Origin of the sequence: Aurantimicrobium minutum (assembly GCF_029894165.1) — a bacterium.
In the GTDB taxonomy this organism is placed as follows: Bacteria; Actinomycetota; Actinomycetes; order Actinomycetales; family Microbacteriaceae; genus Aurantimicrobium; species Aurantimicrobium minutum_A.
In genome coordinates this window covers 515,598-537,629 of sequence record NZ_JARXXU010000001.1, presented here as the reverse complement: position 1 = coordinate 537,629, position 22,032 = coordinate 515,598, and the positions used below count along the sequence as shown (strand labels likewise).

Genomic DNA, 22,032 nt, shown 5'->3' with positions numbered 1-22,032 from the left:
TCTTTTCCTTTTATCGCTGTCTTCGTACCGAAGCCTTGTGGGCTCTGGCCGTTACTTCTCAGTAACCCTTATTTGTAGCGGTAGACGATACGTCCACGGGTGAGGTCGTAAGGGCTGAGCTCTACGATGACCTTGTCCTCAGGGAGGATTCGGATGTAGTGCTGGCGCATCTTGCCCGAGATGTGGGCAAGAACCTTGTGGCCATTAGTCAGCTCAACGCGGAACATAGCGTTGGGCAACGCTTCGGTGATCGAACCTTCGATCTCGATGACGCCGTCTTTTTTGGCCATAACTCACTTATCGCTTAGTTGGGGATTACTGGTCTTGCGGATGCAAATAGTGTTCTGACGACACGCCAAAGGCAGGGCAACAGACACCAAAGTCCTAGCTTATGTGATATTCCGGCAGAAATCCAACCGGGTATCGAGTTGGAGAACATATCTGCAGGAAATTAGCTCCTCTTAACTCTGCGCCAGCCCACGAGGAGCGCCAGACCCACGAGGAGCGCCAGTGTCGCGGCTATTCCAAGCGGAACAGGTGCGGGAGACCCGGTTGTAGCAAGGACAGGTTCGTATGTAAACAATCCGGCTTTCCACGTTACCAATGCAGGACTTGCTGGGGTAGCTCCACCAAATACAGATGCTGTCGCCAAGATATCTACGTGTCCAGCTGTAGAAACGGGGCTTACTACTGCCCATGTTGTGCTTGAAATCGTGAGGTTTCCAGCTACGTTCGATCCGAAACTTACGCTCTGTGGCTGAAAGTTTGCGCTCGTCTGCGGCAATGTCGCGTAGTGAGTGGAGAGGCCAATACCCAGCTCATAGGACGAATTGTCTCCCCACGCAACCGTTGTGCCAGAGGTCAGCACGGCCACAACATGACTACTTCCAGACGTCACAAGTGAAATACCAGTCAGGGCGCTATCGCCTGCAGCATTCAATACAAATACCGGGAGCAGACTGTCATTTGTCGTCCCATCGCCCAATTCCCCGAGAGAATTTCTTCCCCACGCAACAAGCTCTCCAGTAGAAAGCTGAGCGTAAGAAGATCTATACCCAGCAATTATCTTCGAAGTACTTCCGAGAGGTGCGTTCCCTGAACTATCCATCACTCTGACTGGCCTGGAACGGTTTGTAGTCGTGCCGTCACCCAGTTGCCCAGAATTGTTTTTCCCCCAGGCGTATGACTCTCCTGTGTTCAATATGACCAGTGAGTGGTCACCCCGCGCTCCAATGAAGGCGACCTGTGACAAGACACCAGATCCAGACGCATCACTCACCGCAAATGGAAGAGATCGGGAGACAGTAGTGCCGTCACCCAACTGACCGCTGAAATTTTCGCCCCAGGCCATGAGCTGGCCCGATTCCAGCAGCGCCAGGGTATGTTCTTGTCCCAATGCAATTGCACTAACCCCCGCTAGGGCTGTCGTACCAGAAGAGTCCTTGACAGTAACTGGAAGCAACTGGTCTACAAATGTTCCGATTCCAAGTTGGCCATAGAGGTTGTCACCCCAGGCCATGACGGTTCCGTTCTCAAGAATGGCGGATGAATGCGTCGATCCCAATGCGAGAAAACTTACTCCAGAAAGCCAACCTGTTCCGTCAGAGTCTTTGACCCGAGTTGGCAAGGCTCTACCCGTAGTTGAGCCATCGCCTAATTGGCCATAATCATTTTCTCCCCACGCATAGACTTCACCCGTTTCAAGCAACACGATGGAAAAATCATCTCCCACCGCGATTTGAGAAACACCTGTTAATGGCAAAAGCCCCTGGGCGTCCATTACAGCAACAGGCGTTGAGGAGTTTGTAAATGTGCCATTGCCCAACTCGCCATCGTTGTTGCCGCCCCAGGCATAGACCGTTCCCAGATTTGTGAGAGCCAAAGTGTGCGAACTACCTCCAGCAACTTGAACAAAGTGAATCCCCTCCACCGTGACGCTTGTTCCACCAGCAGCCGGACCAGAGCTAGGAGTGATGGTCGCCTGAGCCGCAGAGCCAAACATCATGATCCCCAGAATGACAGCAACACCGGTCAGGCCAGAAGTAAGGGTGCGGAAAAAGAACTTCATGTGGAGACCTCGCAATGTGGGCACAACGTGCCATATGAGGTTTGAAGTTACTGAGGAGGTCTAGTCCACACACACTCTTCGATGCTTATGTAGGGATAACCCTCTTCATTGCGGAATTAAGCGATAGAAATCGGAACAACACCAAACGGCGCCAGTCCTGCTGCGCCACCGTCGTGTGCAGTGAGGACCCAGATGCCATCCTTGTGCACGGCAACGGAGTGTTCCCAGTGCGAAGCCATGCCACCGTCTTCGGTGATCACGGTCCACTCGTCCTCGTCAACATAGGTATCGATGCTGCCGGTCACCACCATGGGTTCAATGGCGATGACGAGGCCAGGCTTGACCTCAGGACCCTTTTGCTTGACCCGGTAGTTAAACACGGGAGGTGCTTCATGCATGTCCCGACCAATGCCGTGACCGATGTAATCGGTCAGGATGCCATAGCGGTGGCCCACCTTCTGGCCTTCGAGTTCGATATAGCCCTGGATGGCGTCACCGACCTCATTGAGATACTTCGCCTTGGCGAGGCGCGCAATACCGGCCCAGAGGGAACCTTCGGTAATGCGGGAAAGCTGTTCACGCTCGGTCACAAGCTCAGGCCGGCTCGGGTCAGGAACAACAACGGTGATGGCGGAGTCGCCATTCCAGTCCTTGTATTGAGCACCTGCATCAATCGAGACAATGTCACCGGGTTCCAGAATGCGACCGCCGGGGATGCCGTGAACCACAGCATCGTTGACCGAAGCACACACGGTGTGGTGATAACCGGGGACCAACATAAAGTTGGGCTCTCCCCCGCGTTCACGGATGGCCTTCTCCGCTGCAGCATCGAGTTCGAGCGTGGAGACTCCCGCACGAATGAGAGGGCGCACAGCATCCAAGGCGGCAGCGGTGATCAACCCAGGCTCCACCATCAGCCGAAGCTGGGCAGGAGACTTGTAAATGTTGGTACGAAAGCCCATCAGAAGCCCAGGCCTAAGCCTGAATGCCCTTGGCGGCCAGCGCAGCTACGATCCGTGCGGTGACGTCTTCGACGGCACCCAAACCATCCACGGTGACGACGAGGCCACGAGCGGTGTAGGTGTCGATCAAGGGTGCCGTCTGCTCTTCATAGACGGACATGCGGTGACGAATCACGTCTTCGGTGTCGTCGGCACGGCCTTCGATCTCGGCGCGCTTGAGCAAGCGTCCGACAACCACATCAGTGTCTGCGGTGATGAGCACAACAGCATCTAGAGCCTTGCCGTCAGCGGAGAGCATGCGGTCCAGTTCGTTCACCTGATCGATGGTGCGAGGGTAACCGTCGAGGAGAAAGCCAGAGACGGCATCTGCTTCGTGCAGACGGTCTTCGACAATCGCGTTGGTGAGGGAGTCTGGAACATATTCACCGCGCGCCATGATGGCTTTGACCTCGAGCCCCAGGGGAGTCTCGTTCTTGACGTTGGCACGGAAAATGTCACCGGTTGAGATGGCAGGAATCGCGTAGGTCTGCGCAAGGACAGCAGCCTGCGTGCCCTTACCGGCACCGGGAGGACCAATGAGAAGCAGGCGTGTTCCTGTCATTAGCGCAAGAGTCCTTCGTAGTGACGCTGCTGCAGCTGCGAATCAATCTGCTTCACCGTTTCCAAACCAACACCCACCACGATGAGGATCGAGGTTCCACCGAAAGCGAAGTCGGTGTTCGCGCCGGCCAAGGCCAACACGATGAGCGGAAGAATAGCGACGAAGCCGAGGTAGAGAGAACCAGGCAGCGTAATGCGGGTAAGAACGTAGTCCAGGTATTCCGCGGTCGGACGACCGGCACGAATACCGGGGATGAATCCACCGTAGGTCTTCATGTTGTCCGCCACTTCAACAGGGTTGAAGGTGATGGCGACGTAGAAGTAGGTGAAGCCCACAATGAGCAGGAAGAACAGCGCCATATAGGCGGGGTGGTCACCCTGGGTCAGGTAGGTGGTGATCCAGGTCACCCAGCCTGCAGGCTGTTCACCAGCTGCAGGCTGGTTGAACTGCGCGATGAGGGCAGGCAGGTACAGCAAGGACGAGGCGAAGATCACGGGGACCACGCCGGCCATGTTGACCTTGATCGGGATGTAGGTGTTGTTGCCACCATAGGTTCGACGGCCCACCACGCGCTTGGCGTATTGAACCGGAATACGACGCTGGGACTGTTCCACGAAGACCACCGCGATGATGACCACAATGATGAGGGCCAGCACGATGAGCAGAGTGTTGAGACCACGAGCTGCGTACACGTTACCCAGCGAGCGAGGGAAGCCTGCGGCAATCGAGGTGAAGATGAGCAAGGACATACCGTTACCGATGCCCTTTTCGGTGATGAGCTCAGCCATCCACATGATCACACCGGTACCTGCGGTCAACGTGATAACCATGAGCAGAATGGCGTACCAGGAGTCGTTGGTCAGCAGTTGAGAACATTCCGGAGTGGAGTTCGTCCCAAACAAAGCGCCGGAGCGAGCAACGGTGATGAGGGTCGTCGACTGCAGAACACCGAGCGCAATGGTGAGGTAGCGGGTGTACTGGGTCAGCTTGGACTGGCCAGCCTGACCTTCCTTGTGCAGTGTTTCAAAGTGTGGGATAACCACGCGCAGCAACTGGATAATGATCGACGCCGTGATGTACGGCATGATGCCCAGGGCAAAGATGCTCAACTGGAGCAGTGCTCCACCTGAGAAGAGGTTGACGAGCTCGTAGAGGCCCGAGGTGTTTTGGTTGGCGTTCAAACACGCCTGGACGTTGCCAAAATCAACGTAGGGTCCGGGGATGAAAGAGCCCAGACGGAACAGGGCGATCATGCCCAGCGCGAAGCCAATCTTGCGGCGCAGATCGGGAGTGCGGAAAATTCGCACGATTGCACTAATCACAAATGACTCCTGTAAACCTGTGGTGTAACGCGTACTGGCCCCCCTTTCGGGGAGCCAGTAACGCTACGTTGTTGCGTAACCAGCGAGTGGTTACTTGATCGAACCACCTGCAGCGACGATCTTCTGCTCAGCTGAGCTCGAGACCTTATCGACCGCAATGTTCAGCTTAACAGCGATGTCGCCGTTACCAAGAACCTTGACCTTCTCGTTCTTGCGAACAGCACCCTTGGCGACGAGGTCAGCGACTGTGACATCTCCACCGTTGGGGTACAGCTCCGAGAGAGCATCCAGGTTGACAACCTGGTACTCCACGCGGAAGGGGTTCTTGAAGCCGCGGAGCTTGGGGGTACGCATGTGCAGAGGCATCTGCCCACCCTCGAAGCCGATCTTGACCTGGTAACGAGCCTTCGTTCCCTTGGTACCACGACCAGCAGTCTTACCCTTAGAACCTTCACCACGGCCTACGCGAGTCTTTGCCTTCTTCGCACCAGGTGCGGGACGAAGGTGGTGGACCTTGAGGACGTGCTCACGAGCTTCGGTAGCTTCAGCCTTCTTCGCAACAGACTTTGCAGCCTTTACTTTGGGGGCTTCTGCTTCCGACTTCTCAGCAGCAGGCTTTGCAGCAGCGGCAGCCTTAGGAGCTGCAGCCTTTGCTGCGGGAGCCTTTGCGGCAGCAGCCTTCGGTGCAGCAGCCTTGGCAGCAGGTGCCTTAGCAGCGGCAGCCTTGGGGGCAGCAGCCTTCGCAGGAGCCTTCGCGGCTTCCTTCTTCTCTTCAGCCATTAGTCAATCTCCTCGACCTTGACGAGGTGAGCCACGGTGCGAACGTATCCGCGATTTACGGGGCTGTCCTCTTTGACGACGATGTCGCCAATGCGCTTGAGACCCAGGCTCCGAAGAGTGTCGCGCTGGTTCTGCTTTTCGCTAATTACGGACTTGATCTGTGTGACCTTCAGACGAGCAGCCATTAGGCACCTGCCTTTGCAGCCTCAGCTTCTGCGCGCACGAGGCGAGCAGGAGCAACCTGGTCAAAGTCCAGACCACGACGGGCTGCAACGGCGCGAGGCTCTTCGAGCTGCTTCAGTGCTTCCACGGTGGCGTGAACAATGTTGATCGTGTTGGACGAACCGAGCGACTTGCTCAGTACGTCGTGGATGCCGGCGCACTCGAGTACGGCGCGGACAGGACCACCGGCGATAACACCGGTACCTGCAGCGGCGGGACGGAGAAGGACAACACCGGCAGCAGCCTCGCCCTGAACGGGGTGAGGAATGGTGCTACCCGAGCGAGGGACGCGGAAGAAAGCCTTCTTGGCTTCTTCAACACCCTTCGAGATCGCGAGAGGTACTTCCTTAGCCTTGCCGTAACCGACACCGACCAAACCGTTGCCATCTCCAACGACGACGAGTGCGGTGAAGCTAAAGCGACGACCACCCTTGACGACCTTGGATACACGGTTGATAGTGACGACGCGCTCGAGGAACTGGCTCTTCTCAGCGTCGCGGTCGCGGTTGCGATCCTTGTTGGGGTTGCGCTCACGGCCACCGCGGCGAGCCTCACGAGGCTCGTTAGCGGTGTCTACGAGTGCAGACTCCACAGCTGCTGCTTCTGCAACAACTTCAGTTTCGTTAACAGTGTTCTCGCTCACAGGCTCAATCCACCCTCTCGGGCTCCATCGGCGATCGCGGCAACGCGACCGGCGTACTTGTTTCCACCGCGGTCGAAGACCACAGCTTCAATTCCGACCTTCTTTGCGCGCTCAGCGACGAGTTCGCCAACCTTGCGTGCCTTAGCGGTCTTGTCGCCAGCGAACGTGCGCATGTCCGACTCGAGGGTCGATGCCGAAGCAACGGTGACACCCTGTGAGTCGTCGACGAGCTGAACGAATACGTGACGAGCGGAACGGGTAACGACCAAACGTGGGCGTACCGAAGTTCCTTCGATCTTCTTGCGAAGACGTGCGTGACGGCGGTCGCGTGCGGCCGACTTAGACTTTCCTCGAGTTCCGAGAGCCATGGCTACTTACCACTCTTTCCGGCCTTGCGGCGAACGATCTCGCCGGCGTAACGCACACCCTTGCCCTTGTAAGGCTCAGGCTTACGCAACTTACGAATGTTGGCAGCAACTTCACCGACGGCTTGCTTGTCGATGCCGCTCACCATGAGCTTGTTGTTACCTTCAACGGTGAACGTGATGCCTGCAGGAGGCTCAACGGTGATGGGGTGCGAGTAGCCGAGTGCGAACTCGACGCCAGCGCCCTTCGAAGCAACACGGTAACCAGTACCGACTACTTCGAGGCCCTTTTCGTAACCCTGGGTCACGCCAACAATCTGGTTAGCGATGAGGGTACGGGTCAGACCGTGCAGCGAACGCGAGTTGCGCTCGTCGTCGGGACGGCTGACAACGACCTGGTTCTCTTCGATCACAGCAGTGATAGGAGAAGCAATGGTGAGCTTCAGTTCGCCCTTAGGACCCTTAGTGGTAACGTCCTGACCTTCAATGGTCACGGTTACACCACCAGGGATGTCAATAGGAAGACGACCAATACGTGACATTCTCGGTTACCACACGTAGGCGAGGACTTCCCCACCTACGCCCTTCTTCTCAGCCTGACGGTCTGTGAGAAGACCGCTAGAGGTGGACAGAATGGCGATACCGAGGCCACCGAGGACCTTGGGGATTTCGGTCGACTTTGCGTACACGCGAAGACCAGGCTTCGAGACGCGCTTGATGCCGACGATGGACGCGTGACGGTCAGCGCTGTACTTGAGGTTCAGCGTCAGGGTCTTGCCGACGCGTGCGTCTGCAATTTCCCAGCTCGCGATGTAACCCTCAGACTTGAGGATTTCAGCAATACCCGTCTTGAGCTTGCTGTTCGGCATGGACACGGTGTCGTGGTGTGCCGAGTTCGCGTTGCGCAGTCTGGTCAGCATGTCTGCGACCGGATCTGTCATTGTCATATGTTTATCCTTTTTTCACCAGGTTTCGCCGCCCGTTACACGAGTGGCGACCTGTGGTGCTTAGTTGGTAGAGGTGTCTACCGACTTGAATGGGAAGCCCAGTGCCTTGAGCAATGCGCGACCCTGTTCGTCGTTCTTGGCAGTCGTCACAACAGTGATGTCCATACCGCGAGGACGGTCGATCTTGTCCTGGTTGATCTCGTGGAACATTGTCTGCTCGGTGAGACCAAAGGTGTAGTTACCGTTTCCGTCGAACTGGCGGTCAGACAGACCACGGAAGTCGCGGATACGAGGAAGAGCCAGTGCCAAGAGGCGGTCCAGGAACTCCCACATGCGGTCGCCACGCAGAGTGACGTGTGCGCCAATGGGCTGTCCTTCACGCAGCTTGAACTGTGCAATCGACTTGCGAGCCTTGGTAACCGAAGGCTTCTGGCCAGTGATAGCGGTCAGATCAGCGACAGCGAAGTCGATGAGCTTGCCATCCTTGGCTGCTTCACCAACACCCATGTTCACCACGATCTTGGTGAGGGCTGGGATCTCGTGAACGTTCTTGAGGCCGAGCTCAGTGGCGAGTGCCTGCTGAATCTCTGCCTTGTACTTTGCCTTGAGACGTGGCTGGATTTTGCCAGCTACTGCGGTGTTGGTCATTACAGGTCCTTACCTGACTTCTTGGCGTAACGAACGCGAACCGTCTTGGTTGCGCCGTTCTTGGTAACCGTCTCGACGCGGTAACCCACGCGAGTGGGCTTCTTGGTCGAGGGGTCAACAATGGCCACGTTTGAAATGTGGATCGGAGCCTCAACGGTCTCGATACCACCGGTCTTGGTGCCACGTTCGGTCTGGCCGACGCGGCTGTGCTTGGTCACGTAGTTGACACCCTCAACGATGACGCGGTTGCGCTCGGTGAGAACTTCAATTACCTTGCCCTGCTTGCCACGATCTCCGCCGCGAGCCTGGGTGCGACCAGTGATGACCTGAACCAGGTCACCCTTCTTGATGTTCGCCATGACTAGATAACCTCCGGTGCCAATGAAACGATCTTCATGAACTTCTTGTCGCGAAGCTCGCGACCGACTGGTCCGAAGATACGAGTACCGCGTGGCTCGCCATCCGTCTTGAGGATGACAGCTGCGTTCTCGTCGAACTTGATGTAGGAACCGTCGGGACGACGGGTCGACTTGACGGTACGAACGATGACAGCCTTGACGACGTCACCCTTCTTCACGTTTCCGCCGGGGATAGCGTCCTTGACGGTTGCCACGATGACGTCACCGAGACCGGCGTAACGACGACCGGAACCACCGAGAACACGAATCGTGAGCAGCTCCTTGGCGCCGGTGTTGTCGGCAACCTTGACGCGTGATTCTTGCTGAAGCACTTCTAACTCCTTTTACGAAGTAGGCGAGGCCTACTTAGCCTTCTCGACGATTTCGACCAGGCGCCAGCGCTTGGAGGCGCTGAGCGGACGGGTCTCGCTGATTACAACTAGGTCACCGATGCCGGCAGTGTTGAGCTCATCGTGAGCCTTCACCTTCGAGCTGCGGCGAATAACCTTGCCGTAGAGAGGGTGCTTCACGCGGTCTTCAACCTCAACAACGATGGTCTTGTCCATCTTGTCGCTGGTGACGTAACCACGACGAACCTTGCGGTAACCGCGAACGATTGCCTCAGTCTCTTCGGCCTTCTTAGCCTTTGCGGTAGCCATTATTCGGTCTCCTCCGCGGTCTCGGCCTTGACGGCCTTGGTCTTCTTCTCAGCCTTGGCTGGAGCAGGAGCTGCAGCAGGCGTTGCACGAATACCGAGCTCGCGCTCACGGATAACCGTGTAGATGCGTGCGATATCGCGCTTGACAGCACGAAGGCGTCCGTGGCTCTCGAGCTGGCCGGTAGCCGACTGGAAGCGCAGGTTGAACAGCTCTTCCTTCGCCTTACGGAGCTCTTCTACGAGACGCTCGTTGTCAAAGGTGTCCAGCTCGCTGGAACCGAGTTCCTTGGATCCGATAGCCATTATGCGTCTCCCTCCTCGCGCTTGATGATGCGTGCCTTGAGGGGCAGCTTGTGGATTGCACGAGTCATTGCTTCACGAGCAATGGTCTCGTTCACACCGCTGAGCTCAAAGAGAACGCGGCCTGGCTTGACGTTAGCTACCCACCACTCTGGTGAACCCTTACCGGAACCCATGCGGGTTTCAGCTGGCTTCTTGGTCAGAGGACGGTCAGGGTAGATGTTGATCCAAACCTTTCCACCACGCTTGATGTGACGGGTCATCGCGATACGAGCGGACTCGATCTGACGGTTGGTCACATAGGCGGGGGTCAGAGCCTGGATACCGAACTCACCGAACGACACCTTGGTACCACCAGTTGCCTGGCCGGAACGGCCGGGGTGGTGCTGCTTACGGTGCTTTACTCGACGTGGAATCAACATGGTTATGCCTCAACTCCTGCTGCAACCGGAGCCTTCTCGCCCTGAGGGGCGCGACGGGGACGGTCACTACGTTCGGGACGGACACTCTTCTGGTTGGCCTGCTCACGAGCAAGCTCCTTGTTGGTGATGTCGCCCTTGTAAATCCATACCTTCACACCAATGCGGCCGAAGGTGGTCTTGGCCTCGTAGAAGCCGTAGTCGATGTTCGCGCGAAGAGTGTGCAGAGGCACACGACCTTCACGGTAGAACTCGGAGCGGCTCATTTCAGCGCCACCCAAACGACCGGACACCTGGATACGAATACCCTTGGCGCCAGCGCGCTGAGCGCCCTGAAGGCCCTTACGCATTGCGCGACGGAAAGCCACACGACCTGCGAGCTGCTCAGCAATACCCTGAGCGACCAGCTGAGCCTCAGCCTCGGGGTTCTTCACCTCGAGGATGTTGAGCTGGATCTGCTTACCGGTGAGCTTTTCGAGGTCAGCGCGGATGCGCTCAGCCTCGGCGCCACGGCGACCGATCACAATGCCGGGACGGGCAGTGTGAATGTCAACGCGGACGCGGTCACGGGTGCGCTCGATCTCGATGCGTGCAACACCTGCACGGTCGAGGGTCTCGCTCAGCATGCGACGGATCTTGACATCCTCAGTCACGAAGTCTGAGTAACGCTGACCCTTCTTCGTGCTGTCGGAGAACCAACGCGACACGTGGTCGGTGGTGATTCCCAGGCGGAAGCCGTAGGGGTTTACTTTCTGGCCCATTACTTGGCCTCCTTCTTCGCAGCCTTGCCAGCAACCTCGAGTTCATCGGGGGTAGCAAGTACGACAGTGATGTGGCTGGTGCGCTTCAAGATCTTGAATGCGCGACCCTGTGCACGGGGACGGAAACGCTTCAGGGTTGCACCCTCGTCGACAAAAGCCTCCGAGATGAACAGGTCCTGCTCGTCAAGGAATGCGTTTGCAGCATCTGCCTTGACACGAGCGTTTGCGATAGCCGAAGCAACAAGCTTGTAGACGGGCTCGGACGCGGTCTGAGGTGCGAACTTCAGAATCGCGAGAGCTTCGTGAGCCTGCTTTCCACGGATCAGGTTAACAACGCGTCGAGCCTTCATAGGGGTAACGCGGATGTGACGCACACGTGCGACTGACTCCACCATTTCTATTCCTCCTATCGTCACCGCGGTTAGCGGCGACGGCCCTTCTTGTCGTCCTTCACGTGACCGCGGAAGGTACGAGTTGGTGCAAATTCACCAAGCTTGTGACCGACCATGGTTTCGGTAACGAACACAGGAATGTGCTTGCGACCGTCGTGAACTGCAATCGTGTGACCGAGCATCGCGGGGATGATCATCGATCGACGCGACCAGGTCTTGATTACGTTCTTTGTGTTGGCCTCGTTCTGGCGAACTACCTTGCGGAGCAGGTGTTCGTCAACGAAGGGGCCCTTCTTAAGACTGCGTGGCATCTTCTTAAACTCCTACTAGCGCTTCTTGCCGACGGTACGACGGCGAACGATGAGCTTGTCGCTTTCCTGGTTAGGACGGCGTGTACGGCCTTCCTTCTTACCCCAGGGGCTGACAGGGTGACGACCACCGGAGGTCTTACCCTCACCACCACCGTGTGGGTGGTCGACTGGGTTCATAGCAACACCACGAACGGTTGGGCGGACGCCCTTCCAACGCATGCGGCCTGCCTTACCCCAGTTGATGTTCGACTGCTCGGCGTTACCGACTTCACCAATGGTGGCGCGGCAACGAGCATCAACGTTACGGATTTCACCCGAAGGCAGACGAAGCTGCGCGTAGGGGCCGTCCTTCGCAACGAGACGAACAGATGCACCTGCGGAACGTGCCATCTTTGCGCCGCCACCGGGCTTGAGCTCGATCGCGTGGATGACGGTACCGGTAGGGATGTTCTTCAACGGCAGGTTGTTACCTGGCTTGATGTCGGCACTTGCGCCCGACTCAACGAAGTCACCCTGGTTCAGCTTGTTGGGAGCCAAGATGTAGCGCTTGGTGCCATCAACGAAGTGAAGAAGTGCAATACGTGCGGTGCGGTTGGGGTCGTACTCAATGTGAGCGACCTTGGCCAGTACGCCGTCCTTGTCGTTACGACGGAAGTCGATAACACGGTACTGGCGCTTGTGGCCACCACCGATGTGACGGGTAGTGATACGACCCTGGTTGTTGCGGCCACCGGTCTTGGACAGGGGGCGGAGCAACGACTTTTCAGGAGTCGAACGAGTGATTTCAGCGAAGTCCGCAACGCTCGAGCCGCGACGGCCCGGGGTTGTGGGCTTGTACTTACGAATAGCCATGATGAGTCCTCTTTATCCGTTCCGCTTAGCCAACGGCCGTAAAGATGTCGATGGAACCGGACTTCAGAGTGACAATGGCGCGCTTGGTGTCCTTGCGCTTGCCCTGGCCAAACTTGGTACGGCGGGTCTTACCCTGACGGTTCAGGGTGTTGATCGAAGCAACCTCTACCGAGAAGATTTTCTCGATAGCGAGCTTGATTTCGGTCTTGTTTGAACGAGGGTCAACCAGGAAGGTGTACTTACCTTCGTCGATCAGACCGTAGCTCTTCTCCGAAACAACCGGTGCGATGACAACATCGCGAGGGTCCTTGTTCCAAGCTGCGTTAGTCATTACTTGGCCTCTTCCTTCTTCTTGCTGTTCACGAAGGAAGTAATTGCTTCCTGAGTGAACACGATGTCGTCAGAGACGAGCACGTCGTAAGCGTTCAGCTGGTCTGAGTTCAGAACGTGAACGTTAGGAAGGTTGCGAACGCTCTTGAGCGACAGGTCATCGTTGCGGTCAAGAACGATGAGGACGTTCCTGCTCTTGGCGATGGTGTTCAAGAAGTCCGAAGCAACCTTGGTCGAAGGTGCGTTCTCGCCGAAAGCGGTGACGGCGTGAAGACGTCCACCACGAGCGCGGTCCGAAAGAGCACCGAGCAGAGCTGCAGCAATCATCTTCTTGGGGGTGCGCTGTGCATAGCTGCGTGGGGTTGGTCCGTGGACGATTCCACCACCAGTCATGTGAGGAGCACGGATCGAACCCTGACGAGCGCGACCGGTTCCCTTCTGCTTGAACGGCTTGCGACCTGCACCAGAAACCTCGCCGCGGCTCTTGACCTTGTGCGTACCCTGACGGGCAGCAGCAAGCTGAGCGACGACAACCTGGTGGATCAGTGGGACGTTAACGGTGACGTCAAAGAGTTCAGCAGGAAGCTCAACAGAGCCAGCCTTCTTGCCCTTGAGGTCAACGACGTCGAGAGTGGTAACGGTAGCCATGGACTACGCCCCCTTCACTGCGTTGCGAACGAATACGAGGCGGCCACGTGCACCGGGAACAGCGCCCTTGACGAGCAAGAGGCCCTTCTCTGCGTCTACTGCGTGAACCTTGAGGTTGAGCACGGTCACGCGCTCTCCACCCATACGACCGGCCATGCGCATGCCCTTGAAGACGCGGCTGGGGGTCGAAGAAGCACCGATCGAACCGGGCTTACGGTGGTTACGGTGTGCACCGTGTGATGCGGAAACACCCTTGAAGTTGTGACGCTTCATCACACCGGCGAAACCCTTACCCTTGCTCGTGCCCATGACGTCGACCTTCTGGCCGGCTTCAAAGGTGGAGTCAACGGTGAGTTCCTGACCTACGGAGTAGGACGCAGCGTCGGGGGTGCGAACCTCAGTGACGTGACGGCGAGGAGTAACCCCAGCCTTGTCAAAGTGACCGGTCGCGGGCTTGTTAACCTTGCGAGGGTCAATAGCGCCACCGGCGATCTGTACGGCTTCGTAGCCGTCCTTCTCAGTGGTGCGCAACTGGGTTACAACGTTGGGAGTGATTTCAATCACGGTCACGGGAACAAGCTTGTTGTTTTCGTCCCATACCTGAGTCATACCCAGCTTCTTGCCGAGCAGACCCTTAACAGTCTTAGTTGGATTTGCCATCGTGACCCCTAGAGCTTGATCTCAATGTTGACGTCAGCTGGGAGGTCAAGGCGCATAAGCGAGTCCACAGCCTTGGGCGTGGGGTCGACGATGTCGATCAAACGCTTGTGGGTGCGCATCTCAAAGTGCTCGCGGCTGTCCTTGTACTTGTGAGGAGAGCGGATGACACACACCACGTTCTTCTCAGTAGGAAGGGGCACAGGGCCGACAACAGTTGCACCCGCACGGGTAACAGTGTCGACAATCTTGCGCGCCGAGGAGTCAATGACCTCGTGGTCATATGACTTAAGTCGAATGCGGATCTTTTGTCCCGCCATGTGACTCTCTCTTTCATTCAGAGCGTCGTACAGCCTCGGAGCTGCATTGGACGCTTCGCGTTTTAAACGCTGGCACTCTACGTATTTGTTTCGCACCACTGTTTACATGTCAATGTGCCTCGGCTCTTGTCGTGCGAACACGGCGAAGTCTGGATTACTCCAGGCTCTTCACGGAGCTGTGGCGATGTTCTCTACCTGCGGCCTAACGTGATCGGAATGATTCCGCCGTTATGCACAGTCAGGGTAGTGATTTCTGCACAAAGGCAGAAAATGTCGAACTTGAAGAGTCTGCCACACAATACAAGCTGAATGCAACCCGGGCGTGTCGGGGAGATTGCCCCGAAAAGACGCCGGAGTCAGCTTAGCCAAAGAAGGGTCTGGGCAGACCTTCCGCTGCTGCAGCATCCTCGCGTGTTATATGTGAGCGCGCATGGGCCACCGCGAGGTCAAAATCCTCGAAAACATGGTTGGGGTGACGGAGCTTCCCCAGTGCCCCCACGCGCATGACCAGCTCTCTGTGTTGGGCAGGAATTCCCTTGAGAATGGCGGTCTTGCCGTCTCGCTCGAGCTGCATCACAATATCGGCCAAGATCTGCGCCCCGGTGGCATCCAGGAACTGCACGCCCGACAACTGCACAATCACCACCGACACATTCGGGTGGCTCGTGATGAGGCCATGAATCTTGTCGGCCACGCCAAAGAACAACGCCCCCTCGATGCGGAACACCACAATCCGGTCGTCGCCGGATCGTGCAGGTTCCGGCAGAGGAACTTCGATGAGCCGATTGCGCAGGAACCAGGCTCGCAGAGAAAACAGCACGGTGACGATAATGCCAACCACGACGGCTTCCACCAGATCGAGCGTCACCGTGATGACTGCGGTCACCACAAAGATAAGCGCATCATGTTTGGTGCTGCGCAGGATGCGCCAGGCTGCTGCGCTGGGCACCATTCTGATTGCGGTCACCATCAGCACCCCCGCGAGCGCTGCCAGGGGAATCCGGGACACGGGCCCGGTGGCCAGATAGACCACTGCGAGCAATACACCGGCATGCACCACTGCGGCCATGCGGGTCTTCGCACCGGACCGGACATTGACCGCGGTGCGGGCAATGGCACCGGTGGCGGGCATGCCACCGAAGAGTGCCGAACCAATCGAGGCCAGGCCTTGTCCGACTAGTTCTCGGTCGGGATGGAACGTTCCGGTATTCGCCATGCCCGCAGCAACTCGAGCTGACAGCAAGGACTCAATGGAGGCCAGGGCGGCCACGGCGAGGGCGGGAACAATTAATTCCCCGAGGGGAACGCCCGCAAAATCAGGCAGCGAGGGAAGCCCCAAAGAAGAAGGAAGCTCTCCGATTCTGGCCAAGGGTGAACCGGTCACTTCGGCAATGACCGTCATAAGGATGATTCCCAGGATGGACCCTGGCACAACCGGTATGAACTTCGGAGTGACCACCATGATCAGTGCCACGATCAACACTGCTCCCAGTGACCACAGCGCCAGATCGAGAGTCGTGGCCTGAATCGCATTCCAGGCAGAGATCACGGCGTTGGGTGATTCGGCAAACTCCGGTGAACCCACGGCTGCTGGGATTTGTTGCACAAAGATGATGACGGCAATCCCGAGAGTGAAACCTTCAATGACCGGCCAGGGAATGAACGCGACGGCACGGCCGAGCCTGAACAAACCCAGCAAAACGACGAGGACGCCCGCCATCAGACCCACGATGACAACGGACCCCGCACCATGCGTGGCCACAATCGGGGCCAACACCACCACCATGGCCCCGGTCGGGCCAGAGACCTGCACATTGGATCCGCCGAAGACGGCAGCAATGAACCCGGCCACCACGGCCGTGATCAACCCAGCCTCCGCTCCGACCCCCGAACTGACCCCAAATGCTAAAGCTAAGGGTAAAGCAACGATGCCAACGGTGACCCCGGCGAGTAGATCCTGCTTCCAGGAACGGGGCAGGGCGGAATAGTCTGCCCTCCCCGGGAGCAATGACCGCAGTGTCGCCCACATGCCAGCAAGACTATGCCTGGCCAGCAGGTTTCCCTGCACACCGCCTTCCGCTCACGGGGAAGGCTTAGCCCTGAACTTTTCCGCTCAGTTTCGCAATGGGCTTGAGCACACGGGGCTTGACCAGGAACCAGGCCACCACCATGGACGCCAGAGCCAGGGCAAAGATACCGGCACCCCACCAGCTCGTGCCGTCATTTGCGGCAAACATCATGTTGAGGTTACGCAGGGCACCGGTGGTGAGCACCAGAGTCACGTGCGCGACGATGAAGACGAAGAAGTAGAACATGACGAAAGCGTGCGTGCGACGAGAGAGCGTCTCTGGAAATGCGCGATGAAGCCAGCCCTGCTTTGGCCAGGCCGGTGAGAGACGCACTCCGGTGAAGATGGCCAGCGGAGCGGCAATAAAGACGGTGACGAAGTAGGCCAAAACTTGCAAGCTGTTGTAGTTCACCCAGGCGTTATCAACCGGCCAGCGCAGTGAGGCATATTGCAACGCTGCGGAAATGGCGTTGGGGAACACATCCCAGCTGGTGGGCACGATTCGCATCCACTGCCCCGTGGTAAACAACAGCACCATAAACAGTGCTCCGTTGATCACCCAGAGGAAATCGATACTGAGGTGGAACCAGTGATAAATCCCCATGCGCTGGGCAGGCCCGGTGTATCTGAGAAGGCCCTTGTCGCTGCGGGTCCAGAATGCAGGAGGTCGCTTCTTGGACCGAATAATCCAGCCGGTGCGAATAGCCAGCAGGATAAAGAACATGTTGAGGTAGTGCTGCCAACCCAGCCAGGCAGGAAGTCCCACCGGTGCACCGTCGGGCAACGGGGTGGTTCCCCGGTAGTTCGAGAGGAACACGGCCACCTCAGGCAAGGTGCGTAACCACTGGGCAACCAGGATCACGGCGACGAACGCGACGAGGACGACCGCCACCCAGCCAGCCACCTGTTTCCGCTTCACACTCACACCCTCAAAACTATCGAACAAAAGAAGAATGCCCCGGCCAAAGGCCGGGGCATTCCGATCAGTAATCGTGAAATTACTTGATGATCTTGGTTACGGTACCAGCACCTACGGTACGGCCACCCTCACGGATAGCGAAGCCGAGGCCCTCTTCCATGGCGATGGGCTGAATCAGCTCAACGGTCATGTCAGTGGTGTCACCAGGCATAACCATTTCCTTGCCCTCAGGCAAGGTGATAACGCCGGTCACGTCAGTGGTGCGGAAGTAGAACTGAGGACGGTAGTTTCCGAAGAATGGGTTGTGACGTCCACCCTCATCCTTGGACAGGATGTAGGCAGTTCCTTCGAAGTTGGTGTGAGGAGTAACGGAACCAGGCTTCACGATAACCTGACCACGCTCAACATCTTCACGCTTGGTACCGCGGAGAAGAAGACCACAGTTCTCGCCAGCCCATGCTTCGTCGAGCTGCTTGTGGAACATCTCGATACCGGTCACGGTGGTCTTCTGAGTGGGGCGAATACCAACGATTTCGATTTCGGAGTTGATTGCAAGGGTTCCACGCTCGGCGCGACCGGTTACAACGGTTCCACGACCGGTGATGGTGAAGACGTCCTCAACGGGCATGAGGAATGGCTTGTCCTTGTCGCGGATGGGGTCTGGAACAGAAGCGTCAACAGCTTCCATCAGATCCAAGATCGACTTGGTCCACTGTGCGTCACCCTCGAGAGCCTTGAGGCCAGATACGCGAACAACAGGAGCGTTGTCGCCATCGAAGCCCTGGCTGGAGAGGAGTTCACGAACCTCGAGCTCAACGAGCTCCAGGATTTCTTCGTCGTCAACCATGTCGGACTTGTTCAGAGCAACGAGGAGGTAAGGAACACCAACCTGCTTTGCGAGCAGAACGTGCTCGCGAGTCTGAGCCATAGGACCGTCGGTAGCAGCAACCACGAGGATTGCGCCATCCATCTGAGCAGCACCGGTAATCATGTTCTTGATGTAGTCGGCGTGGCCAGGTGCGTCAACGTGTGCGTAGTGACGCTTGGGGGTCTCGTACTCAACGTGCGAGATGTTGATGGTAATACCACGCTGACGCTCTTCGGGAGCCGAGTCGATCGACGCGAAGTCGCGCTGAACGTTGGTTGCCGAAGGGTAGGTGTCAGCGAGAACCTTGGAGATTGCTGCGGTAAGAGTGGTCTTACCGTGGTCAACGTGTCCGATGGTTCCGATGTTTACGTGAGGCTTGTTGCGCTCGAATTTGGCCTTAGCCACGGGGTCCTCCTAGGACATTCGAGTAGCTTCCGGTTGGAAACTACAGGGTTTGGATTATTTTACTGAACTCACAAGGAGCGAGATTACTCGCCCTTGTTTTTCTGGACGATCTCGTCGGCGACAGCCTTCGGGACCTCGGCGTAACTGTCGAATGTCATCGAGTACACAGCGCGACCTGAGGTCTTAGACCGCAGATCACCGACGTATCCGAACATCTCCGACAGGGGAACAAGGGCGCTAACGACCTTGACACCCGTTGCATCTTCCATGGACTGAATTTGTCCACGGCGAGAGTTGAGGTCACCGATAACATCACCCATGTACTCCTCGGGAGTACGAACTTCAACAGCCATAAGTGGCTCGAGAAGTACGGGGTCAGCCTTTCGGGCCGCCTCCTTGAAGGCCATTGAGCCTGCAAGCTTGAAGGCCATTTCCGATGAGTCAACGTCGTGGTAGGCACCATCGAGGAGGATGCCCTTGACGCCGACCATGGGGTAGCCAGCGAGAACGCCGACTGCCATGGAGGCCTGGAAACCGGCGTCAACAGATGGGATGTATTCACGAGGAATACGACCACCAGTGACCTGGTTTGAGAATTCGTAGATCTTGTCGCCCTCTACAGCGAGAGGCTCGAGCGAGATCTGGACCTTAGCGAACTGACCTGAACCACCGGTCTGCTTCTTGTGGGTGTAGTCGTGCTTGTCTACAGTGCGACGGATGGTCTCACGGTAGGCAACCTGAGGCTTACCCACGTTGGCCTCCACATTGAACTCGCGACGCATACGGTCAACGAGGATGTCGAGGTGAAGCTCACCCATACCGGAGATGACAGTCTGACCAGTTTCCTGGTCCTGCTCTACGCGGAAGGTGGGGTCTTCTTCAGCAAGCTTCTGGATAGCAGTACCCAGCTTCTCCTGGTCAGCCTTGGTCTTGGGCTCAATCGCAACCGAGATAACGGGCTCGGGGAAGCTCATGGACTCCAGAACAATGGGGTTGGCAGGATCGCAGAGGGTGTCACCAGTGGTGGTGTCCTTCAGACCGATAACAGCGTAGATGTGTCCAGCAGACATGATGTCAACAGGGATTTCCTTGTTGGCGTGCATCTGGAAGATCTTGCCGATACGTTCCTTCTTGTCCTTGGTTGCGTTGAGCACCTGTGCACCGGACTCTGCCTTACCCGAGTAAACGCGGGTGTAAGTCAGACGACCGAAGAAGGGGTGAACGGCAACCTTGAATGCAAGTGCGGCGAAAGGCTCGGAAGCATCAGGCTTACGCTCGAGAACCTTTTCCTCATCACGCACGTCGTGACCCTGAGTTGCGGCAACGTCGAGCGGGCTGGGGAGGTAGTCCACAACAGCGTCAAGCATGGGCTGAACACCACGGTTCTTGAAGGCAGAACCACAGAGCACAGGGTAGATTTCCGAAGCAATAACCATCTTGCGGATGGCCTTCTTGATCTCGGCTACCGAGAAGTCGGTGTCGCCTTCCATGTAACGCTCGAGCAGTTCGTCGTCGCCTTCCGCAACAGCTTCGATGAGCTTTGCGCGGTATTCGTTAGCCTTCTCGACGAGATCCGCAGGGATCTCTTCGATGTCGTACTTGGCACCCATTTCCACGTCACCCTTGGCGTCTCCACGCCAGGTGAGTGCACGCATCTCTACCAGGTCAACAACACCTTCGAAGGTGTTCTCGAAACCGATAGGAAGCTGGATAACAAGTGGCTTAGCGCCCAGACGCTTGATGATGGTGTCTACGGTGAAGTAGAAGTCAGCACCCAGCTTGTCCATCTTGTTAACGAAGCAGATACGAGGTACGTCGTACTTGTCAGCCTGACGCCATACGGTCTCAGACTGAGGCTCCACACCTTCTTTACCATCGAACACAGCAACAGCACCGTCGAGAACGCGGAGCGAACGCTCCACCTCCACGGTGAAGTCAACGTGACCGGGGGTGTCAATGATGTTGATCTGGTTCTTGTTCCAGAAACAGGTGGTTGCAGCAGAAGTAATCGTGATACCACGCTCCTGCTCCTGTGCCATCCAGTCCATGGTCGACGCACCATCGTGAGTTTCACCGATCTTGTGGTTCACACCGGTGTAGAACAGGATTCGCTCAGTGGTGGTGGTCTTTCCAGCATCAATGTGAGCCATGATGCCGATGTTGCGGACCTTGTTTAGGTCAGTGAGGGCTTCTTGAGCCACAGGATTCCTCCGAAATTGTAAGTGAACAGGGTTAAGCTCGGACTACCAGCGGTAGTGAGCGAAGGCCTTGTTCGACTCGGCCATCTTGTGGGTGTCTTCACGACGCTTGACTGCTGCGCCAAGACCGTTCGATGCATCGAGGATCTCGTTCATGAGACGCTCGGTCATGGTCTTTTCGCGACGAGCCTTTGCGTAGCTGGTCAACCAACGCAGTGCGAGGGTGTTGGCACGGTGAGGCTTAACCTCAACGGGGACCTGGTAGGTCGAACCACCAACACGGCGAGAGCGAACCTCAAGGGTGGGGCGCACGTTGTCGAGTGCCTTCTTGAGAGTGACGACGGCATCTGCACCGGTCTTTGCGGTGACACCTTCGAGTGCACCATAAACGATGCGCTCTGCGAGACCCTTCTTGCCATCAAGAAGAATCTTGTTGACGAGCTGGGTGACAATGGGGGCGCCGTATACGGGATCGGCGACGACGGGACGCTTAGGAGCGGGACCTTTACGAGGCATTACTTCTTCTCCATCTTCGCTCCGTAGCGGCTACGAGCCTGCTTACGGTTCTTCACAGCCTGGGTGTCCAGTGCGCCACGAATGATCTTGTAACGAACACCAGGAAGGTCCTTTACACGACCACCCCGAACGAGCACCATCGAGTGCTCCTGGAGGTTGTGGCCTTCACCGGGAATGTAGGCGGTTACTTCGGTACCGTTGCTGAGCTTGACACGAGCAACCTTACGAAGAGCCGAGTTGGGCTTCTTGGGGGTGGTGGTGTACACACGGGTGCACACTCCACGCTGCTGGGGGTTCGACTTGAGGGCGGGTGCCTTGGTCTTGGTGACCTTGGGCGTACGTCCCTTACGAACCAACTGGTTAATAGTTGGCACTATGTACTCCTTGTTAAAACTGCACGGTGACAGTCGCTAAACGATTTAGCTAAACATCTGTCGCGACACCACGAAGGTGG

Annotated in this window: 31 protein-coding genes; all 31 read right to left on the bottom strand. The window is 57.1% G+C overall.

Features of this window, described 5'->3' with window-relative positions:
* Window positions 1–68: 68 nt before the first annotated feature.
* On the bottom strand, window positions 69–290 hold the full coding sequence (gene infA, locus M2119_RS02855) for a translation initiation factor IF-1 (RefSeq protein ID WP_110232739.1): 222 nt from the start codon (window positions 288–290) through the stop codon (window positions 69–71).
* Between the two features lie 161 nt (window positions 291–451).
* Entirely contained in the window at window positions 452–2,068 is a 1,617-nt protein-coding gene (locus M2119_RS02850; protein ID WP_280803452.1) for an RCC1 domain-containing protein, read from the bottom strand.
* A 116-nt stretch (window positions 2,069–2,184) separates the two neighbouring features.
* Complete coding sequence (map, locus tag M2119_RS02845) at window positions 2,185–3,030, bottom strand: type I methionyl aminopeptidase (RefSeq protein ID WP_280803451.1); 846 nt, start codon at window positions 3,028–3,030, stop codon at window positions 2,185–2,187.
* 13 nt (window positions 3,031–3,043) lie between these two features.
* The gene (locus M2119_RS02840; RefSeq protein WP_280803450.1) at window positions 3,044–3,631 is read right to left on the bottom strand and encodes an adenylate kinase; all 588 of its coding nucleotides are present in this window, start codon (window positions 3,629–3,631) and stop codon (window positions 3,044–3,046) included.
* On the bottom strand, window positions 3,631–4,953 hold the full coding sequence (gene secY / locus M2119_RS02835) for a preprotein translocase subunit SecY (RefSeq protein ID WP_280803449.1): 1,323 nt from the start codon (window positions 4,951–4,953) through the stop codon (window positions 3,631–3,633). The genes M2119_RS02840 and secY overlap by 1 nt, the downstream gene beginning before the upstream one ends.
* Window positions 4,954–5,043: 90 nt before the next feature.
* Entirely contained in the window at window positions 5,044–5,733 is a 690-nt protein-coding gene (gene rplO / locus M2119_RS02830) for a 50S ribosomal protein L15 (RefSeq protein ID WP_280803448.1), read from the bottom strand.
* Window positions 5,733–5,918, bottom strand: a complete 186-nt coding sequence (rpmD, locus tag M2119_RS02825; RefSeq protein WP_038295602.1) for a 50S ribosomal protein L30 — start codon at window positions 5,916–5,918, stop codon at window positions 5,733–5,735. The genes rplO and rpmD overlap by 1 nt, the downstream gene beginning before the upstream one ends.
* On the bottom strand, window positions 5,918–6,598 hold the full coding sequence (gene rpsE / locus M2119_RS02820) for a 30S ribosomal protein S5 (RefSeq protein WP_432418496.1): 681 nt from the start codon (window positions 6,596–6,598) through the stop codon (window positions 5,918–5,920). The genes rpmD and rpsE overlap by 1 nt, the downstream gene beginning before the upstream one ends.
* Window positions 6,595–6,966, bottom strand: coding sequence for a 50S ribosomal protein L18 (rplR, locus tag M2119_RS02815; protein ID WP_280803447.1), 372 nt, complete (start codon window positions 6,964–6,966; stop codon window positions 6,595–6,597). The genes rpsE and rplR overlap by 4 nt, the downstream gene beginning before the upstream one ends.
* A gap of 2 nt (window positions 6,967–6,968) precedes the next feature.
* Window positions 6,969–7,505 carry a 50S ribosomal protein L6 gene (gene rplF, locus M2119_RS02810; protein ID WP_280803446.1) on the bottom strand — a complete coding sequence of 179 codons (537 nt, stop codon included), beginning with the start codon at window positions 7,503–7,505 and terminating at the stop codon, window positions 6,969–6,971.
* Window positions 7,506–7,511: 6 nt separating this feature from the next.
* On the bottom strand, window positions 7,512–7,910 hold the full coding sequence (gene rpsH, locus M2119_RS02805) for a 30S ribosomal protein S8 (protein WP_280803445.1): 399 nt from the start codon (window positions 7,908–7,910) through the stop codon (window positions 7,512–7,514).
* Window positions 7,911–7,970: 60 nt separating this feature from the next.
* Window positions 7,971–8,558 carry a 50S ribosomal protein L5 gene (gene rplE, locus M2119_RS02800; RefSeq protein WP_280803444.1) on the bottom strand — a complete coding sequence of 196 codons (588 nt, stop codon included), beginning with the start codon at window positions 8,556–8,558 and terminating at the stop codon, window positions 7,971–7,973.
* On the bottom strand, window positions 8,558–8,917 hold the full coding sequence (gene rplX / locus M2119_RS02795) for a 50S ribosomal protein L24 (protein WP_280803443.1): 360 nt from the start codon (window positions 8,915–8,917) through the stop codon (window positions 8,558–8,560). Before rplX ends, rplE begins: the two co-directional genes overlap by 1 nt.
* 2 nt (window positions 8,918–8,919) lie before the next feature.
* Window positions 8,920–9,288 carry a 50S ribosomal protein L14 gene (gene rplN / locus M2119_RS02790; RefSeq protein ID WP_110232729.1) on the bottom strand — a complete coding sequence of 123 codons (369 nt, stop codon included), beginning with the start codon at window positions 9,286–9,288 and terminating at the stop codon, window positions 8,920–8,922.
* Window positions 9,289–9,318: 30 nt separating this feature from the next.
* Window positions 9,319–9,615, bottom strand: a complete 297-nt coding sequence (rpsQ, locus tag M2119_RS02785) for a 30S ribosomal protein S17 (RefSeq protein ID WP_096382535.1) — start codon at window positions 9,613–9,615, stop codon at window positions 9,319–9,321.
* Window positions 9,615–9,917: a 50S ribosomal protein L29 gene (gene rpmC / locus M2119_RS02780; protein ID WP_280803442.1), complete on the bottom strand. Its 303-nt coding sequence runs from the start codon at window positions 9,915–9,917 to the stop codon at window positions 9,615–9,617. Before rpmC ends, rpsQ begins: the two co-directional genes overlap by 1 nt.
* Entirely contained in the window at window positions 9,917–10,336 is a 420-nt protein-coding gene (gene rplP, locus M2119_RS02775; protein WP_096382539.1) for a 50S ribosomal protein L16, read from the bottom strand. Before rplP ends, rpmC begins: the two co-directional genes overlap by 1 nt.
* 2 nt (window positions 10,337–10,338) lie before the next feature.
* Window positions 10,339–11,094: a 30S ribosomal protein S3 gene (rpsC, locus tag M2119_RS02770; RefSeq protein WP_280794522.1), complete on the bottom strand. Its 756-nt coding sequence runs from the start codon at window positions 11,092–11,094 to the stop codon at window positions 10,339–10,341.
* Window positions 11,094–11,489, bottom strand: a complete 396-nt coding sequence (gene rplV / locus M2119_RS02765) for a 50S ribosomal protein L22 (protein WP_280803441.1) — start codon at window positions 11,487–11,489, stop codon at window positions 11,094–11,096. Before rplV ends, rpsC begins: the two co-directional genes overlap by 1 nt.
* Window positions 11,490–11,515: 26 nt before the next feature.
* A complete protein-coding gene (gene rpsS / locus M2119_RS02760) occupies window positions 11,516–11,797 on the bottom strand; it encodes a 30S ribosomal protein S19 (RefSeq protein WP_096382546.1) in 282 nt (93 codons plus the stop codon).
* A 15-nt stretch (window positions 11,798–11,812) separates the two neighbouring features.
* A complete protein-coding gene (gene rplB / locus M2119_RS02755) occupies window positions 11,813–12,649 on the bottom strand; it encodes a 50S ribosomal protein L2 (RefSeq protein ID WP_280803440.1) in 837 nt (278 codons plus the stop codon).
* 25 nt (window positions 12,650–12,674) lie between these two features.
* On the bottom strand, window positions 12,675–12,980 hold the full coding sequence (gene rplW, locus M2119_RS02750) for a 50S ribosomal protein L23 (RefSeq protein WP_280803439.1): 306 nt from the start codon (window positions 12,978–12,980) through the stop codon (window positions 12,675–12,677).
* A complete protein-coding gene (rplD, locus tag M2119_RS02745) occupies window positions 12,980–13,627 on the bottom strand; it encodes a 50S ribosomal protein L4 (RefSeq protein ID WP_280803438.1) in 648 nt (215 codons plus the stop codon). Before rplD ends, rplW begins: the two co-directional genes overlap by 1 nt.
* A 3-nt stretch (window positions 13,628–13,630) precedes the next feature.
* Entirely contained in the window at window positions 13,631–14,287 is a 657-nt protein-coding gene (gene rplC / locus M2119_RS02740; RefSeq protein ID WP_280803437.1) for a 50S ribosomal protein L3, read from the bottom strand.
* An 8-nt stretch (window positions 14,288–14,295) separates the two neighbouring features.
* Window positions 14,296–14,604 (bottom strand): 30S ribosomal protein S10, encoded by a 309-nt coding sequence (rpsJ, locus tag M2119_RS02735; RefSeq protein WP_030147986.1) that lies wholly within the window; start codon window positions 14,602–14,604, stop codon window positions 14,296–14,298.
* Window positions 14,605–14,965: 361 nt separating this feature from the next.
* Window positions 14,966–16,633, bottom strand: a complete 1,668-nt coding sequence (locus tag M2119_RS02730; protein ID WP_280803436.1) for a SulP family inorganic anion transporter — start codon at window positions 16,631–16,633, stop codon at window positions 14,966–14,968.
* A gap of 64 nt (window positions 16,634–16,697) precedes the next feature.
* Window positions 16,698–17,591, bottom strand: coding sequence for a cytochrome b/b6 domain-containing protein (locus M2119_RS02725; protein ID WP_280803435.1), 894 nt, complete (start codon window positions 17,589–17,591; stop codon window positions 16,698–16,700).
* A 79-nt stretch (window positions 17,592–17,670) separates the two neighbouring features.
* Window positions 17,671–18,864 (bottom strand): elongation factor Tu, encoded by a 1,194-nt coding sequence (tuf, locus tag M2119_RS02720; RefSeq protein WP_280803434.1) that lies wholly within the window; start codon window positions 18,862–18,864, stop codon window positions 17,671–17,673.
* Between the two features lie 83 nt (window positions 18,865–18,947).
* Entirely contained in the window at window positions 18,948–21,065 is a 2,118-nt protein-coding gene (gene fusA / locus M2119_RS02715; RefSeq protein ID WP_280803433.1) for an elongation factor G, read from the bottom strand.
* A 42-nt stretch (window positions 21,066–21,107) separates the two neighbouring features.
* Window positions 21,108–21,578 (bottom strand): 30S ribosomal protein S7, encoded by a 471-nt coding sequence (gene rpsG / locus M2119_RS02710; RefSeq protein WP_096382567.1) that lies wholly within the window; start codon window positions 21,576–21,578, stop codon window positions 21,108–21,110.
* Complete coding sequence (gene rpsL / locus M2119_RS02705; protein ID WP_110232716.1) at window positions 21,578–21,952, bottom strand: 30S ribosomal protein S12; 375 nt, start codon at window positions 21,950–21,952, stop codon at window positions 21,578–21,580. Before rpsL ends, rpsG begins: the two co-directional genes overlap by 1 nt.
* Window positions 21,953–22,032 lie beyond the last annotated feature (80 nt).

Bases quoted from the DNA above. Each gene is read 5' to 3' on its own strand.
- rplR (WP_280803447.1), bottom strand. From the start codon at position 6,966: ATGGCTCTCGGAACTCGAGGAAAGTCTAAGTCGGCCGCACGCGACCGC.
- rpsQ (WP_096382535.1), bottom strand. From the start codon at position 9,615: ATGGCTACCGCAAAGGCTAAGAAGGCCGAAGAGACTGAGGCAATCGTT.
- map (WP_280803451.1), bottom strand. From the start codon at position 3,030: ATGGGCTTTCGTACCAACATTTACAAGTCTCCTGCCCAGCTTCGGCTG.
- rplE (WP_280803444.1), bottom strand. From the start codon at position 8,558: ATGACCAACACCGCAGTAGCTGGCAAAATCCAGCCACGTCTCAAGGCA.
- rpsC (WP_280794522.1), bottom strand. From the start codon at position 11,094: ATGGGCCAGAAAGTAAACCCCTACGGCTTCCGCCTGGGAATCACCACC.
- rpsH (WP_280803445.1), bottom strand. From the start codon at position 7,910: ATGACAATGACAGATCCGGTCGCAGACATGCTGACCAGACTGCGCAAC.
- rplO (WP_280803448.1), bottom strand. From the start codon at position 5,733: ATGGCTGAAGAGAAGAAGGAAGCCGCGAAGGCTCCTGCGAAGGCTGCT.
- rplP (WP_096382539.1), bottom strand. From the start codon at position 10,336: ATGTTGATTCCACGTCGAGTAAAGCACCGTAAGCAGCACCACCCCGGC.
- M2119_RS02730 (WP_280803436.1), bottom strand. From the start codon at position 16,633: ATGTGGGCGACACTGCGGTCATTGCTCCCGGGGAGGGCAGACTATTCC.
- rplV (WP_280803441.1), bottom strand. From the start codon at position 11,489: ATGGTGGAGTCAGTCGCACGTGTGCGTCACATCCGCGTTACCCCTATG.
- rplD (WP_280803438.1), bottom strand. From the start codon at position 13,627: ATGGCTACCGTTACCACTCTCGACGTCGTTGACCTCAAGGGCAAGAAG.
- rplC (WP_280803437.1), bottom strand. From the start codon at position 14,287: ATGGCAAATCCAACTAAGACTGTTAAGGGTCTGCTCGGCAAGAAGCTG.
- rplF (WP_280803446.1), bottom strand. From the start codon at position 7,505: ATGTCACGTATTGGTCGTCTTCCTATTGACATCCCTGGTGGTGTAACC.
- rplX (WP_280803443.1), bottom strand. From the start codon at position 8,917: ATGGCGAACATCAAGAAGGGTGACCTGGTTCAGGTCATCACTGGTCGC.
- rpsS (WP_096382546.1), bottom strand. From the start codon at position 11,797: ATGCCACGCAGTCTTAAGAAGGGCCCCTTCGTTGACGAACACCTGCTC.
- rpmC (WP_280803442.1), bottom strand. From the start codon at position 9,917: ATGGCTATCGGATCCAAGGAACTCGGTTCCAGCGAGCTGGACACCTTT.
- M2119_RS02840 (WP_280803450.1), bottom strand. From the start codon at position 3,631: ATGACAGGAACACGCCTGCTTCTCATTGGTCCTCCCGGTGCCGGTAAG.
- rplB (WP_280803440.1), bottom strand. From the start codon at position 12,649: ATGGCTATTCGTAAGTACAAGCCCACAACCCCGGGCCGTCGCGGCTCG.
- rpsG (WP_096382567.1), bottom strand. From the start codon at position 21,578: ATGCCTCGTAAAGGTCCCGCTCCTAAGCGTCCCGTCGTCGCCGATCCC.
- rplW (WP_280803439.1), bottom strand. From the start codon at position 12,980: ATGACTAACGCAGCTTGGAACAAGGACCCTCGCGATGTTGTCATCGCA.
- rpmD (WP_038295602.1), bottom strand. From the start codon at position 5,918: ATGGCTGCTCGTCTGAAGGTCACACAGATCAAGTCCGTAATTAGCGAA.
- M2119_RS02850 (WP_280803452.1), bottom strand. From the start codon at position 2,068: ATGAAGTTCTTTTTCCGCACCCTTACTTCTGGCCTGACCGGTGTTGCT.
- infA (WP_110232739.1), bottom strand. From the start codon at position 290: ATGGCCAAAAAAGACGGCGTCATCGAGATCGAAGGTTCGATCACCGAA.
- rpsJ (WP_030147986.1), bottom strand. From the start codon at position 14,604: ATGGCGGGACAAAAGATCCGCATTCGACTTAAGTCATATGACCACGAG.